The 16,113-nt window shown below is 64.9% G+C and carries 14 protein-coding genes; 6 read left to right on the forward strand and 8 right to left on the reverse strand.

The features are described 5' to 3' along the window. Positions 1-33 precede the first annotated feature (33 nt). Complete coding sequence (locus NLM32_RS02650; RefSeq protein WP_254127735.1) at positions 34-759, reverse strand: thermonuclease family protein; 726 nt, start codon at positions 757-759, stop codon at positions 34-36. Between the two features lie 349 nt (positions 760-1,108). After that, positions 1,109-2,836, reverse strand: a complete 1,728-nt coding sequence (locus NLM32_RS02655) for a hypothetical protein (RefSeq protein ID WP_254127736.1) — start codon at positions 2,834-2,836, stop codon at positions 1,109-1,111. 413 nt (positions 2,837-3,249) lie between these two features. Between NLM32_RS02655 and NLM32_RS02660 the strand changes: the two genes are divergently transcribed. Beyond that, entirely contained in the window at positions 3,250-4,098 is an 849-nt protein-coding gene (locus NLM32_RS02660; protein ID WP_254127737.1) for a caspase family protein, read from the forward strand. 245 nt (positions 4,099-4,343) lie between these two features. On the opposite strand, the gene NLM32_RS02665 is transcribed toward NLM32_RS02660, so the two are convergent. From NLM32_RS02665 to NLM32_RS02675, 3 genes are all read right to left on the reverse strand, one after another. Then, a complete protein-coding gene (locus NLM32_RS02665; RefSeq protein WP_254127738.1) occupies positions 4,344-5,231 on the reverse strand; it encodes an efflux RND transporter periplasmic adaptor subunit in 888 nt (295 codons plus the stop codon). A gap of 201 nt (positions 5,232-5,432) precedes the next feature. Further along, positions 5,433-6,704, reverse strand: a complete 1,272-nt coding sequence (locus NLM32_RS02670; protein ID WP_254135190.1) for a Spy/CpxP family protein refolding chaperone — start codon at positions 6,702-6,704, stop codon at positions 5,433-5,435. Positions 6,705-7,035: 331 nt separating this feature from the next. Beyond that, positions 7,036-8,094, reverse strand: coding sequence for a LysM peptidoglycan-binding domain-containing protein (locus NLM32_RS02675; RefSeq protein ID WP_254127739.1), 1,059 nt, complete (start codon positions 8,092-8,094; stop codon positions 7,036-7,038). A 150-nt stretch (positions 8,095-8,244) separates the two neighbouring features. Here NLM32_RS02675 and NLM32_RS02680 point away from each other — a divergent pair, with 150 nt between their 5' ends. Together NLM32_RS02680 and NLM32_RS02685 are read left to right on the forward strand one after the other, a co-directional pair. Continuing rightward, positions 8,245-8,937, forward strand: coding sequence for a hypothetical protein (locus NLM32_RS02680; protein WP_254127740.1), 693 nt, complete (start codon positions 8,245-8,247; stop codon positions 8,935-8,937). 138 nt (positions 8,938-9,075) lie between these two features. Then, positions 9,076-11,739, forward strand: a complete 2,664-nt coding sequence (locus tag NLM32_RS02685; protein ID WP_254127741.1) for an EAL domain-containing protein — start codon at positions 9,076-9,078, stop codon at positions 11,737-11,739. 13 nt (positions 11,740-11,752) lie between these two features. Here NLM32_RS02685 and NLM32_RS02690 read toward each other — a convergent pair whose 3' ends face one another. From NLM32_RS02690 to NLM32_RS02700, 3 genes are all read right to left on the reverse strand, one after another. After that, positions 11,753-12,439 (reverse strand): ATP-dependent Clp protease proteolytic subunit, encoded by a 687-nt coding sequence (locus NLM32_RS02690; RefSeq protein ID WP_254127742.1) that lies wholly within the window; start codon positions 12,437-12,439, stop codon positions 11,753-11,755. 14 nt (positions 12,440-12,453) lie between these two features. Continuing rightward, positions 12,454-13,005, reverse strand: a complete 552-nt coding sequence (locus NLM32_RS02695; RefSeq protein WP_254127743.1) for a hypothetical protein — start codon at positions 13,003-13,005, stop codon at positions 12,454-12,456. 109 nt (positions 13,006-13,114) lie between these two features. Then, on the reverse strand, positions 13,115-13,300 hold the full coding sequence (locus NLM32_RS02700; protein ID WP_254127744.1) for a hypothetical protein: 186 nt from the start codon (positions 13,298-13,300) through the stop codon (positions 13,115-13,117). A gap of 327 nt (positions 13,301-13,627) precedes the next feature. Between NLM32_RS02700 and NLM32_RS02705 the strand changes: the two genes are divergently transcribed. From NLM32_RS02705 to NLM32_RS02715, 3 genes are all read left to right on the forward strand, one after another. Then, positions 13,628-13,873 carry a hypothetical protein gene (locus NLM32_RS02705; protein WP_254127745.1) on the forward strand — a complete coding sequence of 82 codons (246 nt, stop codon included), beginning with the start codon at positions 13,628-13,630 and terminating at the stop codon, positions 13,871-13,873. Positions 13,874-14,019: 146 nt separating this feature from the next. Next, a complete protein-coding gene (locus NLM32_RS02710) occupies positions 14,020-14,280 on the forward strand; it encodes a hypothetical protein (protein ID WP_254127746.1) in 261 nt (86 codons plus the stop codon). Positions 14,281-14,378: 98 nt separating this feature from the next. Next, on the forward strand, positions 14,379-16,076 hold the full coding sequence (locus tag NLM32_RS02715) for a GMC family oxidoreductase (RefSeq protein ID WP_254127747.1): 1,698 nt from the start codon (positions 14,379-14,381) through the stop codon (positions 16,074-16,076). The last annotated feature ends 37 nt before the right edge of the window (positions 16,077-16,113 follow it).

Raw genomic sequence — 16,113 nt, forward strand, 5'->3', positions numbered from 1 at the left:
AAGAAAAGCGCGCAAAACGCAGGTCTGGGGCTCTTATCTCTTGGTTTCCCGGCAGCCGGCGGCCTCGGCCTCCTCGACCGAACAGAACCAGCGGGTGCCCTTGCTGATCTTCATCTTGATCTGGGTGTACCAGCGGCTGGTCGGGGTGTGGTAGATGCACTCGCCGGCGGTGTTGACGTTGCCCTTGATGGTGCAGTCCGGCGAGGGCGCAACCGGCCCCGAGGCCGATGCGAGCAGCACCGAATGGGCGCCTTCGGGCGGCTTGGTGGCGCCCAGAATCGTCGTCTTCTTGTTGCGCACGCGCCAGTCCCAGGGAGCGATGAAGGCGCCCTGCCACATCCCGGCCTTTGCCTCACGCGCGGCAGCTTCGTCGGCCTCGTAGTCCTTGGAGATGCGGACATAGGCCAGCGCCCAGCCACTGCGCACCAGCCATTTCTGGATGTCTTCGCCGCCGACCTCGCAGCGCGCCACCGTGCGGCCGCGCCGGTCGATCGAACGGGCATGGCAGACCCAGTTCTTGCCCTCGGTGTATTTGGCGAGTTCGTCGCGTGCGGCGACGCCGCAGGTCCAGCGCTCGGATTTGTTGTTGAGGCAGAGCTGGTCGGCCGACGGCGCGTCGATGCCGCCAAGCCGGATCCGCGTGCTGCCGATCAGGACGGAATCGCCATCGCGGACCTTGGCGGTGCCGGTGATGTCAGCCGCTTGCGCCAGTGAAGGCAGGCTGAGCAGAGACAGCGCAATCAGTAATTTTCGCAACATGCCGGTTCGCATTGTCGTCCGCATCGTCTTGGGAACTTGATAAGCCGCGCAATTGTGGTCGGCTTTGGGCCACGCGACCAGCATATGCCTAACGGAGAGGCTTTCAACTTCCCGTCATTGCGGACTTGCTTACCCTCCCCTGGAGGGGTCCGAGACGAGCGTAGCTCGCTCGTGGGTCGATCGCGCGAAGCGCGAGCGGGGTGGGGTGACAGTCTCTCCGCGATCAACAGTGCCCGAGTGGAGAGATCACCCCACCCCGTCACGCAATCTCGCTTCGCTCGTCACGTGCCGACCCTCGAGCGAGCTACGCTCGTCTCGGACCCCTCCAGGGGAGCGTAAGAGCACGACCTCACCGTCCCGCCATCGCCCGCTTCGCCACCGCCAGTCCCATCAACACGAACGCCGACGTCACCTCGGGCCCGCCGACCAGGATCCGCGTCGGGGTCTTCATCTTGTTCCATTCATAGGCGCGGAACGGGCCGCGGCGGCCGCCTTCACCGAGGGCATCGACGATCACGTTCAGAGCGGGGGCAAAGGCTCGCGGGTCGGCGCCGAGATGGCCGAGCGCGATCAGCGCCAGTGCCGCGTCGAACACGTTCATTTCCGCCGCCATCAGCTCGCCCTTGACGTAGGACAGCACGCGATGGCGGATGAAATCGAAATCGCCGTCGGGATCGATCGCGGCCTGCGCGGCCAGCGGCAGCGCCAGGAAGGCGGCATAGCAGCGGCCGAAATAGGCGCTGTAGAGCTCCGGCAGATAATAGATGTGCGAGCGCGGATTGGCGAAGGCACCGCTCGCCGCCAGTCGCTTCTGGAAGCCGATGATGCGATGCACGGTCGCGAGCCGCGCCGGCGTCTCCAGAATCTTCCAGCGTGCCAGGTTGCGAAAGCTCACCTCGAGAATGTCGAGATTGAGCGTCGGATCGAGATCGTTGCCGTAGGGGCGCTCGCCCTTGAGGTTGTCGATCCAGGTCGCAACGCCGCCCTCGTAATCGATATTGTCGTTGAGCGGCACCGTCACGCGCGGCTCGTTGACACCCGCATGCACCTGGTAGCCCGAATAGAAATCCAGCAGCGGCTGGTCGATGATCGCATCGGTGCAGCCGGCCTGCGTCGCCGCGGAGATCGAGCACGCCGTAGTGTCGCAATCCGGCACATAGACGCCGAAGCCGAGGTCCTGCTTGATCTGGGCAAAATAGCGCGAAAAGCGCGGATGCGGCGCCGGCGCGAGCGCGGTGATGACGTTGAAGCGCTGGCCGTCGATACCTTCGACTTCTTCGCGGCTGATGTTGACGCAGAAATCGACCATGTCGGCGATCGCGCGCTCGGCCGCGGTCTTGTCGGCTGGCGTGGCGAGCCCGGTTTCGACGTAGCTGAGCAATGCTTCGATGAAGAACGCGTCGTAATAGGCCGAGCGGTGGCGGATCTGCACCGGCTCCCACATCGGTTCGGCAATGCCGCGCCAGGGCGGATTGACCACGGCGGCGGCCTTCGAGCGCGCGATGAAGACGCGGGCGAGGTTGAACAGCAGCGACGAATTCTTGTAGCCGCGCGCGTTCAGCCCGGTGAGCGCCATGATCAGCTCGCGCCCGCGGAAGTCGGGATCGCCGATCAGGTTGAACGCGGCATAGGTCGGCAGGAAACCGTTCTTGCGGTACGAGCCGAGCAGATGCTGCGCGCAATCGCGGATCACGCCATCGATTTGCGATTGCGCCGGCATCGCGCCGACGAAATTGACCGGCGGCGGTTTGGGATGGTCGAGCGCGATGGTGTCGACGAGGTCGGCAATGGGCTGGCCGACCGCAGCCCAGTCGGGCTCGGTCTCGTCGCGGGCGCGGACCAAAGCCGCGCGCAGCCGGGTCAGCCTGGCCTCGTCGCGCAGTTCGCTCAGGCCGGCGCGGCGCAGCAACACCCGCAGCGCGGGATTGCCGAGCGCGGTCTTGTAGAATTTTGCCAGATGCGGATCGCCGCTGGCTTGGCCCGACAATACGGGATCGCAGACGTCATAAAGGGAGGGGCCGTCTTTGCGCGCCGTCAGCGCCCGGCACGCGGCTCCTGCGAAATAATGAAAGCTCATGAAATACCTGGTCGCGGGGGACTTGTCCGGGGGAGCGGGTCGATGACCCACCCCCTGCAAGTCTTTGAAAAAGCTACCCGGATTCGCAGGAAATTCAAATGTGACTGACGTCACAGAAAAACCCGGCACGGGAGCTGCATGATCAACCTCCGGAAGGCTACGGGGAGGCCCAGAATGGAGAAATTCGGATCGCGTAATTAACCAACATATTCAGCGGCTTAGATCAAATTTTGGGCGATCTATTGCCGTGCTGGTTATATCCGGTTAAGGGTTTGTTTGGTGCGGCGCCGCAAATTGCGCGCAATTCGGGGACACATCCCCGGCCAATCCCTCAAACCTGAAGACGCCATCGCGCTACTCAAACAGTGTGCGCGCGCTAGGCCGGTCTTTGGCACTGACAGGAATGAAGCGAGATGAATGTAAGGCAGCTCGACATTTCCCGACGTTCGATTGCCCTGGCCGCAGCCCTCATCGGCACGGTGTCGCTGGCGATCGGCGCCCATGCTGCCCTCAACATGCGCTCGCTCGACGCCGCCAAGGCCGTCTCGACCGATCAGGTCACGGGTTCGGTGGGCCAGAGCTCGCGTCTCGCGCTGGTCATCGGCAATGGCCATTATCCCGACGCCACCGCGCCGCTGACGCAGTCGATCAACGACGCGCGGGCGCTGTCCTCGTCGCTGCGCAAGAGCGGTTTTGACGTCGACATGGTGGAAGACGCGAGCAAGGACGACATGGTCCGCGCCGTCAACCGCCTCAAGTCCCGCATCAAGCACGACACCACCGTCATGCTGTTCTTCGGCGGCTACGGCGTGCAGGCCGGCCGCGAGAGCTACATGCTGCCGGTCGATGCCGTGATCTGGAAGGAAAGCGACGTCCGCCGCCAGGGCGTCTCCATCGAGGGCGTGCTCAACATGATGAAGGAGCAGGGCGCCAAGGCCAAGCTCGTCGTCGTCGATGCGTCCCGCCGCAATCCCTATGAGCGCCGCTTCCGCTCTTACTCGCACGGCCTCGCGCCGATCGGCACGCCCGACAATGCGCTGATCCTCTCCTCGGCCTCGCCCGGCAAGGTCGTCGACGACGGCAAGGGCGAGCACTCGACGCTGGTCAGCGAGCTCCTCGCCAATCTCGATGCGCAGGGCAGCGCCGAAAGCGTCTTCAACAAGACCCGCGTCGCCATCTCCCGCGCCTCCGAAGGCGACCAGGTCCCGGCGGTTTCGTCCTCGCTGCTCGAGGACGTGCATTTCGATCAGGCCGGCGGCTAGTTCTTTCTCGTAGAGCTTGCGAGCTCGAAGGGTGGATTAGCGAAGGCGTAATCCATCGCTTCTCTCTCATTGGCGAGCTCTCGTAGGGTGGGCAAAGGCGCAACGCGCCGTGCCCACGATCTCTCCATGGCTTAATTCGATAGAGGACGTGGGCAAAGCGAAGCGTGCCCACGTCTTCTATCGATATGTAGGAAAGATGGTGGGCACGGCGCATTGCGCCTTTGCCCGCTCTAGGAGACCGTCTGCTACTTCGCCGCCTCCGCGGCCATCACCGGGCGCACGGGATCGCCTTCGCGCAGCAGCGCGCCGGCACGAGCGACGACGATATCGCCTTCGTTGAGGCCGTCGCGGACTTCGATATTGCCGCCCGACATCAATCCGGTCTCGACGCGCTTGGTCTCGACGCGATTGCGGCGGATCACCTGCACCACGGTGCCGGCGGATGAATATTGCACCGCTGTCAGCGGCACCGCGACGTTGCAGCTCTGCCCGGTCTTGATCAGCGCGCGCCCGCTCGCATTCAGCAGCAGCCGCTTCTGCGAGGAGATACCGATATAGACCATGCCTTGCTGGATGTTCGGCTCGACCGTCGGGCCGATGCGGCGCACCTTGCCGTCGATATCGCCGGCGCCGGCGATGCGCACGGTGACTGGCTGATTGACCGCGAGCTTCCTGACATCGTTGGTCGCGACCAGGGCGACGAGATCATATTCGCTGCGCGCCACGATGGTGAACAGCGCCTCGCCCTTGGCCGAGGCGAGGTTGCCGATCTGCGCGGTCGAGGTGGCGATGACGCCGGCGACGGGGGCGGTGACCTGCAGCGTGCCGCCTTCGGGCAGTGCCAGCCGCGCCAGCACCTGACCGGCCGTCGTGGTATCGCCGGCTTCGGCCAGAACTTCGGTCACCTTCAGCCCCGGGCGCTCGGGCCGCACCGAGGTCTCCTCGCGCGCGATGATCGTGCCGGTGGCCTCGACGATATCGGAGAAACAGGATTTTGCCGCCTTCAGCACCGTGACCGCCGGCCCCTTGGGCGCGTCGTCATCGGCCGCGCGCACCGGCTGGGTGGAGACCAGCACCAGTCCGGCAAGGGCAACGAAGGTCTGGGGAAAGGAACGCGCAGGCAATGAACGCATCGGTCAGTCCGGTTGGCGGCAAGAAGGCTTCAATCGATAGCAGAAGCGGCAGCACTGGGCCATGGGCTGACCGGATGAGAAATGCCGCAGCAGCGCAGGCGGCGAGGTGCCGCCCGTTGAATTAGTCACTGCACAAGCCAAGAGGTTCGCCGCCCTTGCCCTCTCCCGCAAGGGGGAGAGAACAGAGAGAGTGCCGACCGCTCACATCGCGCGCTTCGGTCCGATCGCCTCGAAGCCGGCCTTCTGCCCGTCGCTCAGGTCCGCTTCGAAATCATCGAGCGCATCGACGACGCCGCCGATCGCCTGCCGCATCTTCTCGAGCCGTGCCTTCACGGCGGCGAGGCGGGCCTGTGGTGTCGCGGCCGCTTTGATCGTGCAAGGACTGAGCGTCTCCATCGTGCGCAGCGTGGTGTCCTGGAGCACGTCGAGCCGGGCGCGCGCGGTGTCGTCGAGCTTGAGCGCGCCGGCGATATCGGTTGCGGGCCATTGCTGTTGCACGAGCTGCTCGTATTGGCGCTGGGCCTGCACATCGTAGCGGGGGTCGTAGTTCGGATCGCAGGCCGAGGCGGCCTGCGCGTCCTTGTGCTGGGCGGAGGCAAGCGCAGCGCGGCGTTCGTTGGCCAGCGACTCGAGCTTTGCTTTCTGGCTGTCATCGAGAAGGTCGACGAATTTGACCAGCGGTGCCGTCAGTGCATCCGTTGCCTTGATCATGGCATCAAGCCTTGTCTGCATCACGCCAAGGCGTTCCGCCGCGATCATTGGCGCCTGCGCCGGGCACGAGGCGCGGATGGTATCGCGCGCCGAGGCCCAGGCGGCGCTGAGATCGTCGAGCGCTGTGCGCTGCATCTCGTTCGGCTGCACCGCGGCGGCGATGCGGTCGACGGGCAAGCCGCCGGTGTCGCTGCCATCACAGACCGCCTCCACCGACGGGACTCTTCGCGCACGACGTCCTTGTGGGGCGGTGTAGGCGGCGAGCTCCGGGGCCGCATAGGGCGCGAAGATCGCCGCATAGATATCGCCATAGCCGTAAAGCGAGAGGCTGGTCGTGTCGCCGAAGACCACCGCGGTGGTGAGATCGTCATGCGCGAACGGCCAGAACACGGGACCGATCCAGCCATAGCTGCCGTCGGGGTGACGCCACCAGCCCTGCGGACGGCGGCCGCCGTGCCAGCCTGACAGGGCGGCACCCGCGGTGAGCGCGGCACGCAAAACGTAGGGGTTGGCGGGCTGGCCGCGCTCGGCACCACGTGGGTCCTGCGATCTCAACGCGGCGTCGCGGGTCCGGCCGCTTCGCACGCCCATCCGCGCGTGGCGCAATCGCGACAGGCCGATGACGTGACCGACGGCGAAGCGCGCAACGCCGAGCGGCCCGCCGCGCAATCCGAACTGCGCTTCCGCGCGATTCGGCAACAGCATTGCCAGAATCGCGAAGACCGCGCCGACGAACGGCAGTCCCAAGCGCGATCGCGACATGACCGTTGAGTTGACCACCGAGATGATCACTTCTTGGCCCTCCTCCAGCGCCAAGCGCGCACCACGTCTCATCAAGAAGACGCGCCGGGGAACCAAAGGTTCCGCGCCGAGACGGTCAAAGCGTCGCAGAGTGTGACGATGCGGTGCCCTTACCTCGCCCCGCTTGCGGGGAGAGGTCGGAACGCATCGTCAGATGCGTTCCGGGTGAGGGGGTAAAGATCTATCGAGGGACGACGCTCGCGGAGAGAGCCTCTCGCCCCGCGCGCTCAGCGCGAGCGCAGCTCGTCGCGGCCCCGTAAGAACGGGGCGAGGGAGAAGGACAAGCCGCGCCTCACGGTGCCCTTTGCGGCATCACAAAGGTCTGGCCGGGATAGATCAGATTGGGATTGTGGATCTTGTCACGGTTGGCGTTGACGATCAGCGCGTAGCGGTTGCCGTCGCCGTAAGCGAGACGGCTGAGCGCCCAGAGGCTGTCGCCGCGGGACACCACCCGGCTGCCGCCGGCTTCCGCCGGCGCGGTGCTGAGGGCGTCCGCGGCCGAGGCGGATGCGACCGTCGCACCCGCCGCAGGCACCCGTGCCATGGACCTGGGCTTGGGCGTGCCCATCATGCGCGGCCGAGACGCGGACCGGTCGGGTATCGCGGCCAGGCGCGGCGCCGGCAGCGACGCGACCACGTCCGATTTGTCTTCTTGCGGCTTGGCGTCCTGCTTCGCAACCGGCGTGACGCGCGCGGGTGGCGGTGCGACTTCGGCAACAACCACCGGCATTGTGCGGCTGGATTGCGTGACGGTGCCATCGGGCGCCTTGGCGCGCAGCGTCAGCTCATAGCTGCCGGCGGGAAGCTTCGGCGGGGTCATCACGAACTGGCCCGACGCATCGGCCACCACACTGTCGAGCGGCTGGCCATCACGCAGCAGCTCGACCTTCGAACCCGGCGCGGCCTGGCCCGCGATCACCGCGGCCTCGCCATGATCGTCGACGCGGGCGACGTCGAAACGGGGGCCGGTGTCCTTGACGGCCGGCTGCGGCTTGGTCGGCGCGATGTCGGCCAGCGCCGCGACCTGCTTCTGGGTCTCGGCCAGCGCGCCCGCTTTCGGCGCGTCGACGGGTGCCGGCGAGGCGGATGGCGCAACCCCGGCGAGCTTGGGTTCTTCAGCGTTCTGCTCTGTCTTGGGCTCGGCCTTGGAGTCGGTCTTGGGTTCGGCCTTGGCTTGTGCGCTGGCCTCCGCCTTCACCTCAGGCTTGGGATCAGGTTTGGCGACGACCGCGACTTCGGTGCCCGTCCCGCCCGGCAGCAGACGGCGCAGCTCGGTCGGGCCGATCACCAGGACGGTGCCGCCCACCGCGAGCAGACAGAATGCAATGAAGGCCTTGGATGCGGTGATCATCAGTCGTCAAACCTCAGGTCGCAAATCAACTCCGGCAAATTGCGCCGTTTTGGCTACGGCAGCAAGACGTTCAATGGGATGAACCGAGCTACCCCCATCCGCGTCAAATGGGCGAGGCCGCACTGCGGCATTTTATTAAGGATTTTTCTCATGACCGTATTTTATCGCGCCGCGCCATGGCTGGCGCTTGCGCTGATGCTCGCCGCCGCCCCCGCGCGCGCTGCCTCCGGCCCGCCGTCCGGTTTCGTCCTCACCGACGATGCCGATCTCGCCTTCACCTCGCCCGACGGCGCCACCAAGCTCGAGCAGTATATGAAGGACGGCGGTAATTGGGACGTCAAATGGCAGGTCTGGGCGCGGCACGGCGACCAGATGACCGAGCTGAAGCCGGAGCAGGGCTACGGCGCCGGCTTCCGCTTCACCAGCGACTCGCAATGGTTGGTGCGGATGCAGAAGACCGGCTCGGGCGAGCAGGATCTGTTTCTTTACCATGTCGAGAACGGCGCCTTCGTCAGCGCCACCCGGAAGTCGCTCAGCGATCTCGCCTGGGACTATTTTCACAGCCGGCCCGATACGAAGACCATGAAGCTCGACTACCACATCTCGGCCAATCTCATGAAAGGCACCGAGGATGCCTATCGTTGGCTCGGCGTCGACTGGCCCAACAACCGCTACCTCCTGATCTCGCTGTCGGGCGAGATGGACAAGCATCCGAAGAACGTCGCCGTGAAGGGACTGGCCGACTGGAAGTGTCGCTATGATCTCAAGACCGGCAAGTTCGACGTGCCGGCGATGTTCGCCAAGACCAACGCGGAAGCGCTGAACTGGGAGATCAAGCGGTGACGTTTCATCGCCTGCCTCATCGCTTGCCGCGCGGGGGTATCAACTCCCTGATTTTGTTCCAATTCACATTTTCCTAACCCTGACTGGTAACGGGGTCTTGTCGGTTTTGCTGCATCTTGCATCCCACGGGAGGACGGGATGGGCGCATCAATCCGATGGACCGCGCGCTTGCGCGTGCTGCTTCGCCAATGGCGGGGCGCGCCGCTGACGTGGCTGATCGTCGGCGGCTTCGTGCTGATGGCGGCGATGGCCATCGGCACCGGGCTCACCGTGGACCGCTTCCGCCAGAACGCCATCGAGAGCGGCCGCGACAGCCTGGAAAGCTCCGTCCGCCTGCTCGCCCGCCATTTCGACCGCGAGTTCGAGGACTTTGCGGTACTCCAGAAGAGCATCATCGCCGAACTCGAAGGCCATGGCATCGATTCCGCCGACGTGTTCCGCAGCGAGATGGCGACGCTCGCCATGCATGAGGTGCTGCGCACCAAGGCCAGCGGCTGGTCCGACGTCGCCGGCGCCAACGTGTTCGATTCCCGGGGCACGCTGATCAACTCGTCGAAGCGGTGGCCGGTCGCCGATATCTCGATCGCCGATCGCGGCTTCTTTCAACGTCTCGCGAACGATCCGGCTTCGCAGGAAGAGATCGAGGTCGTGCCCGGCCGGTTCGGCAATGGTCCGGCGATCGTGATCGCGCGGCGCGTGTCGGGCCCGCATGGCGAATTCCTCGGCCTGGTGTCGCGGGCGATTACGCCGGAGCAGCTCGAATCCTTCTTTGCCTCGACCGGTCTCGGCGAGGAATCCTCGATCGCGATGCATCACCAGAACGGTCAGTTGCTGGCGCGCGTTCCGCATGTCGACGCCATGATCGGGCAGAACTACCGCACCGGCTCGCCGGAGCAGATGGCCGTGTTCGAGCGCACCTTCGTCACGACGCAGCTCACGAGCCCGATCGACGGCAAGGACCGTATCGTCGCCTCGCGCATGCTGACCGGCGAACCGCTGGTCGTGGTCGCCACCAAATCGCTGGACGCGACGCTCACCACCTGGCGCACCCAGACCAAATTCTTCGTTGCCGTCGCCGTGCTGTCGATCGGCCTGCTCGTGCTCACGCTGTTCCTGATCTTCCGCCAAGTGACGCGGCGCGTCTCGCTGGAGAAGCAGCGGCTCGACACCGCCATGAACACGATGACGCAGGGCCTATTGATGTTCGACCAGGACGAGCGGCTGATCGTCTGCAATCGCCGCTACATCGACATGTACGGGCTCTCGACCGCGGTGGTGAAACCCGGCGCCTATTTCCGCGACGTGATCCAGCATCGCGCCGACACCGGCTCGTTCGACGGCGACGTCGATTCCTATTGCGACGACATCCTGAACAGCGTCGGACGGATCCAGAGCAACATCGTCGAGACCTCCGACGGCCGCCTGATCGAGATCAAGAACCAGCCCGGCGCGGCCGGCGGCTGGCTCGCCACCCATGACGACGTCACCGAGCGCATCCGCGCCGACGAGCGCATCGCGCATATGGCGCATTACGACGCGCTGACCGACCTGCCCAACCGCGTGCTGATGCGCGGGCATCTGGAACGACGCGTGGCGGAGCTCGCCCAAGGCAATCCGTTTGCGATCCTCTACATCGACGTCGACGAGTTCAAGGGCGTCAACGATTCGCTCGGCCACGAGGTCGGCGACGAATTGCTGCGCCAGGTCGCCGGCCGCCTGCGCGCCTGCGTCAGCGGCAACGATCTGGTGGCGCGTCTCGGCGGCGACGAGTTCGCGATCGTCAAGGCCGGCACCTGCGACCAGGCCGCACTGAGTGCGCTCGCCGAACAGATCCTGACGTCGCTGCGCATGCCGGTGGACTGCAAGGGCCAGGAGATCACGACCGATGCCAGCATCGGCATCGCGATCGCGCCCGACCACGGCGACAATCTCGAAGACCTGCTCAAGCGCGCCGATCTCGCGATGTACGCCGCGAAGTCGGAAGGACGCGGCACCTTCCGCATCTTCGTGAGCGAATACGACGCCAAGGCGCGGCAGCGCCGCCAGCTCGAGCTCGATCTGCGCCAGGCGCTCGCGCGCGGCGAGTTCGAGGTGCACTACCAGCCGCTGGTCGATCTCTCCGCCAATGTCGTCAACGGCTGCGAGGCGCTGCTGCGCTGGCGCCATCCGGAGCGCGGTATGGTCTCGCCCGCGGACTTCATTCCGGTCGCGGAAGACACCGGCCTGATCGGCGAGATCGGCGAATGGGTGCTGAAGCAGGCCTGCACGGAAGCCGCCTCGTGGCCCGGCGACATCCACATCGCGGTCAACGTTTCGCCGGTGCAGTTCCGATCCAAGACGCTGGCGCTGAAGGTCGCCGCCGCACTCGCCGAGTCAGGCCTCGCGCCGGGACGGCTCGAGCTGGAGATCACCGAGACCGTGCTGATCCGCGACGACGAGGAGGCGCTGACCATCCTGCAGCAGCTGCGCGAGCTCGGCGTGCGCATCGCGCTCGACGATTTCGGCACCGGCTATTCGTCGCTGAGCTATCTGCACCGTTTCCCCTTCGACAAGATCAAGATCGACCGCAGTTTCATCAGCGACATCGGCCAATCCGAGGATTCCTCGCCGATCGTCCAGGCCGTGGTGCACATGGCCGCCGCCCGCCACATGGCGACGACGGCGGAAGGCGTCGAGACCGAGGCGCAGCGCGAAGTGCTGCGGCAGCTCGGCTGCAGCCAGATGCAGGGCTGGCTGTTCAGCCCGGCGGTGCCGGCGGCGAAGCTGAAATTGTTGCTGTCGAAGCAGGCGGCCGCGGCTTAAAGCGCGCGTACCGCTAGCGGGCAGGCGTGCGGACCAGGCTGTCGACGACGCCCGAGCCCTCGGCGACCAGATCCTGGCCGCTCATCCAGACATCGCCGCTCGCGATCTTCCGCCGCATCATGGCAAGCCAGGCCGGGTTGACGCCGCGGATGTCGAAATCGGTGTGGAAGAAATCGTCAGTGATCGCGGTCTCGAGGGTCTTGACCATTTGCGAGAGGGCAGCTCGGTCGGAGTCACTGAACTCTTTCCGCTTCAGATTTTCCTTGGCGCTCCGATCCAGGCTGACCTGGTGAAACATGAAATAGGCTTCGGGGTCGGCGTTGCGCTCGCGGCCTGTGAGAAAGATCGGAACGCACATGGAGGCGCAGACGCCGGCCTTCTCGACCAGGGTGTCGATCGCCCGGTCGCGTGTGCGGATCGCGGCGACGACCTTGCGCCCGTGCTCGACCGAGCCGCCCGGCGAATTGAGAATGAGGACGAGGTTGCGTTGATCCGTCTTGTAACGATCGAGCGCCGCCGCGACACGTTCGCTCATCGGCTCCTGCACGGGCCCGCTCCAGCCCAGCAGGATGCGATCCGGCTCCTCGCGCACGGACAGGGTTTGCCGAGATGCCATATCGCCGGAGCCCGAGGGCAATTGGAAGTAGCCCCAGACGAGCAGGATGCCGCCGATCCAGACCAGGGTCTTGAGCAGTGTCACGGCGCAGGACGCTTTTATGGGTTGAATGAATTGAGTGCGCGCCAGAATAGGAGCAGCGCAGTGAAATCAAACAGGGCCAGCATGCCCGCCAGGACTACAAACGACAGCGTACGATTCCAGAGCTTGGTCTCCGCGGCGTAGAAGATCGAGACCGCCGAGCGGTCGGTCGTCGAGCGCACCGGCACCAGGGCTTCGCCGCCACCGCTCGAAAAAAGCATCATGAAGCTGTGAGGGATCGGCGCCTGATCAGGCCTGGCGACCGATTTGATCTTGGCGTTGCAGGTGGTGATCACGAAGTTGAATCGTTCGCACTTCCCATCCGTGACCTGCAGATCGTACGCCGGCTGCCAGGTCCCGGCCAGCCGATGGTCGCGCCAGAGGTCCGGACCATAGCTGACCAGGTGGAAGTAAAGCCCCGCGCTGCAAGCCACCAGGATGATGAACCAGCGAAGCGGGCTGACACCGCCGGCCATCTCATTGGCCACCGGGCTTGAAGTGACGGTCGCGCCGGCATTGACTGCCTGTGCAGCCGCACCAACTCCGGATTGACGCTTGCCGAACGCCATTGCGGTAACTCCCGACATGCAGATCGGCTGCAATCTAGGGATGCAACCCATAAGATTGGCCTAAAACGTATCGGCAAATTCTCAGGATACGGACGTCGATGGCGCGCGATCAGGGCTCGTCGGGGTCGCCGACCAGTCCACGCAGCTGCTCGATGTCGATGATCGAACCTTCGAAGGTCGAAACCACCGGCTCCAGCGATTGATCGTCGCCGAGCAGCCTGTCGACCGTGCTCACTACGTCCGAGGCACTGCGCGCGACGACCGTCAGCGATCCAACTTTGACGAGGAAGGGCAAGCGCTACTCCGGCATCCGCAGGCCAGGCGAGACCGGCCGTTCGCTCGTGGGCGCACGGTCGAGACCGAGCGGCCCGGCCTCTGCGGCCAGGCGCTGTTGCAAGGATCGGCCTTGTCCGAACCGTCGTCGCGTCTGCATCGGGAGCATCCCAAACTCCCTGCCCGGCTCGAACTATACCCGGCGATGCGAGTCTCGCAACCCATTGTTTTAAAAAGAGTATTCTGCTCATAAGCCGATTTTCAGGGAGTTTGAGGAACTTTAGGCAAATGAGTGAATTGAGTAATTTACTAACCCAACAGTGCCCAACCCACTGCAGCGAGAAAGGCCATGCAGGATCTCCGCGGAGAACGTCTTCAAATCATGCTCACCCCGGAAGAGCTTTCGCTCATTGATGATTTCAGGTTTGCCCACCGCATGCCGACCCGGGCGGCGGCGATTCGGGAGTTGCTCAAGCTGGGGCTCGCCGCCAAGCCGGTGCAGGCCGATGGCAGCCGCTCCAGCCATTACGGTCTGTTCGACCGCGGACCCGATGGACACAAGCCGAGCGGCGAGGGCAACCAGGAGCCGGGCTAGTCCAGCCAGGTTAGTCCAGCCAAGTTAATCCAGTCGGGCGTGCTCATGCCGGCACGCGCGTTCAGCGTTCGCTCAGACAGGTGCGGTTACATCAGTCTCGATCTTCCGCACCTTGTATTCGCGCGGCGTTTCCATATCTCACTGGCATGATGCAGCTCACTCTCGTTCAGGACCAGGCGATACAGGCGTTGATGGCAGGCGCCGTCGGCGCCGACACATTCGATCGCCTCTTTGCAGGCATCCGTTTCGACAGGCTCGACGGTACGATGCTCTATGCCTTCGCCAAGGACGAGGAGATCGCATCCGACATCGAGGACGGTTATTCGATCTACATTGCCGCTGTCGCATCGCGTGTGCTGAAGCGCCAGGTCGATGTCGTCGTCGTGATGCCGAAGGTCCTGCAGTAGATAACCCCGACAGTGCACGCAGACCGACCGGCGCAGGCGTGACCTCCGCCTGAAACCACGCTACCCTCTTGGGACAAGAACAAGAGGAAACGCCAATCGTGTACGACTACATTATCGTGGGCGGCGGCTCGGCGGGGTCCGTGCTGGCCCACCGGCTCTCCGCCAGGAGCGCCAACAAGGTCCTGCTGTGCGAAGCCGGACAGGACACACCACCCGGCAATGAACCCGCCGAAATCCGCGACAGCTATCCCGGCACCGCCTATTTCGATCCGCGCTTCCACTGGACGGAATTGAAGGTCACGACGCAGGTCGTCAGCCACAACAATCCGAACGAAGCGCGTCCGCCGTTGCGCAAATACGAGCAGGCGCGCGTGCTCGGCGGCGGCTCCTCGATCAACGGCCAGATGGCCAATCGCGGCGCACCGACCGACTACGACGAATGGGACGCGCGCGGGGCCTCCGGCTGGACCTGGAACGACGTGCTGCCGTTCTTCAAGAAGGTCGAGCGCGACCTCGATTTCGACGGCCCGTATCACGGCAAGGACGGCCGCATTCCCGTGCGCCGCATTCCGCGCGAGCACTGGACCCGGCATTCGCAGGCCTTCGCCGATGCCTTCGATCAGGCCGGCCATCGATATCTGCCGGATCAGAACGGCGAATTCGTCGACGGTTATTTCCCGGTGACGCATTCCAACCAGGCCGAGCAGCGCGTCTCGGCCGCGATGGGCTATCTCGATCGCGACACGCGCAAGCGTTCGAACCTGACGGTCTCCACCCACACGCAGGTGAGAGAGCTGATCTTCGACGGCACGCAATGCGTCGGCGTGAAGGCCGTCGTCGACGGTCGCGCGCAGGAATTCCGCGGACGCGAGATCATTCTCTCCTCTGGTGCCATCCATTCGCCGGCGCATCTGTTGCGCGCCGGCATCGGCCCGGTCGGCCACCTCAAGGATATGGGCATCCCGGTGCGGATGGGGCTCGCCGGCGTCGGCCAGCGCCTGATGGATCATCCTTCGATCTCGCTGTCGTCCTTCGTCCGCCGCGGCGCGCGCATGAACGAGCACACGCGGCGCCACATGCAGCTTGGCCTGCGTTATTCGTCGGGCCTCGCGGGCGTGCCGAAGGGCGACATGTTCGTCGTCCTGCTCAGCAAGTCCGCCTGGCATGCGGTCGGGGAGCAGATCGGCTCGCTGCTGACCTTCGTCAACAAGACCTATTCGGAGACCGGACAGGTCAAGCTCGCCTCGCGCGATCCGTCGGCCGAGCCGATCGTCGAGTTCAATCTCCTGTCCGACCGGCGCGATCTCGAGCGCCTGATGAGCGGCTTCCGCAAGATGGCGGCCATCCAGATGAGCGACATCGTGAAGAAGGTGACGGACAAGCCGTTTCCGGCCGCCTATACCGACAAGGTCCGCAAGATCGGCGTGGTCAACACCAGGAACAGGATCTTGACCAGGATCGCCGCGACGCTGATGGACGGGCCGGCGGCGCTGCGCCACTACATGATCGATAATTTCGTCGTCGAAGGCTTCACCTTCGACCAGGTGATCAACGACGACGAGGCGCTGGAAGCCTTCGTGCGCAAGGCGACCATCGGCGTGTGGCACGCCTCGTGCTCATGCCGCATGGGCCGGGCCGACGATCCGATGGCGGTGGTCGACGCCCAGGGCCGCGTCAAGGGCATCCAGGGCCTGCGCGTCGTCGACGCCTCGATCTTCCCGGTGGTGCCGTGCGCCAACACCAATTTTCCGGTGCTGATGTCGGCGGAGAAGATCGCGGCCGGGATGATGCAGTGATCGGCTTCCGTGTCCCGGGCGCAGCGCAGCGTGCAAC

Source organism: Bradyrhizobium sp. CCGUVB14 (assembly GCF_024199935.1).
In the GTDB taxonomy this organism is placed as follows: domain Bacteria; phylum Pseudomonadota; class Alphaproteobacteria; order Rhizobiales; family Xanthobacteraceae; genus Bradyrhizobium.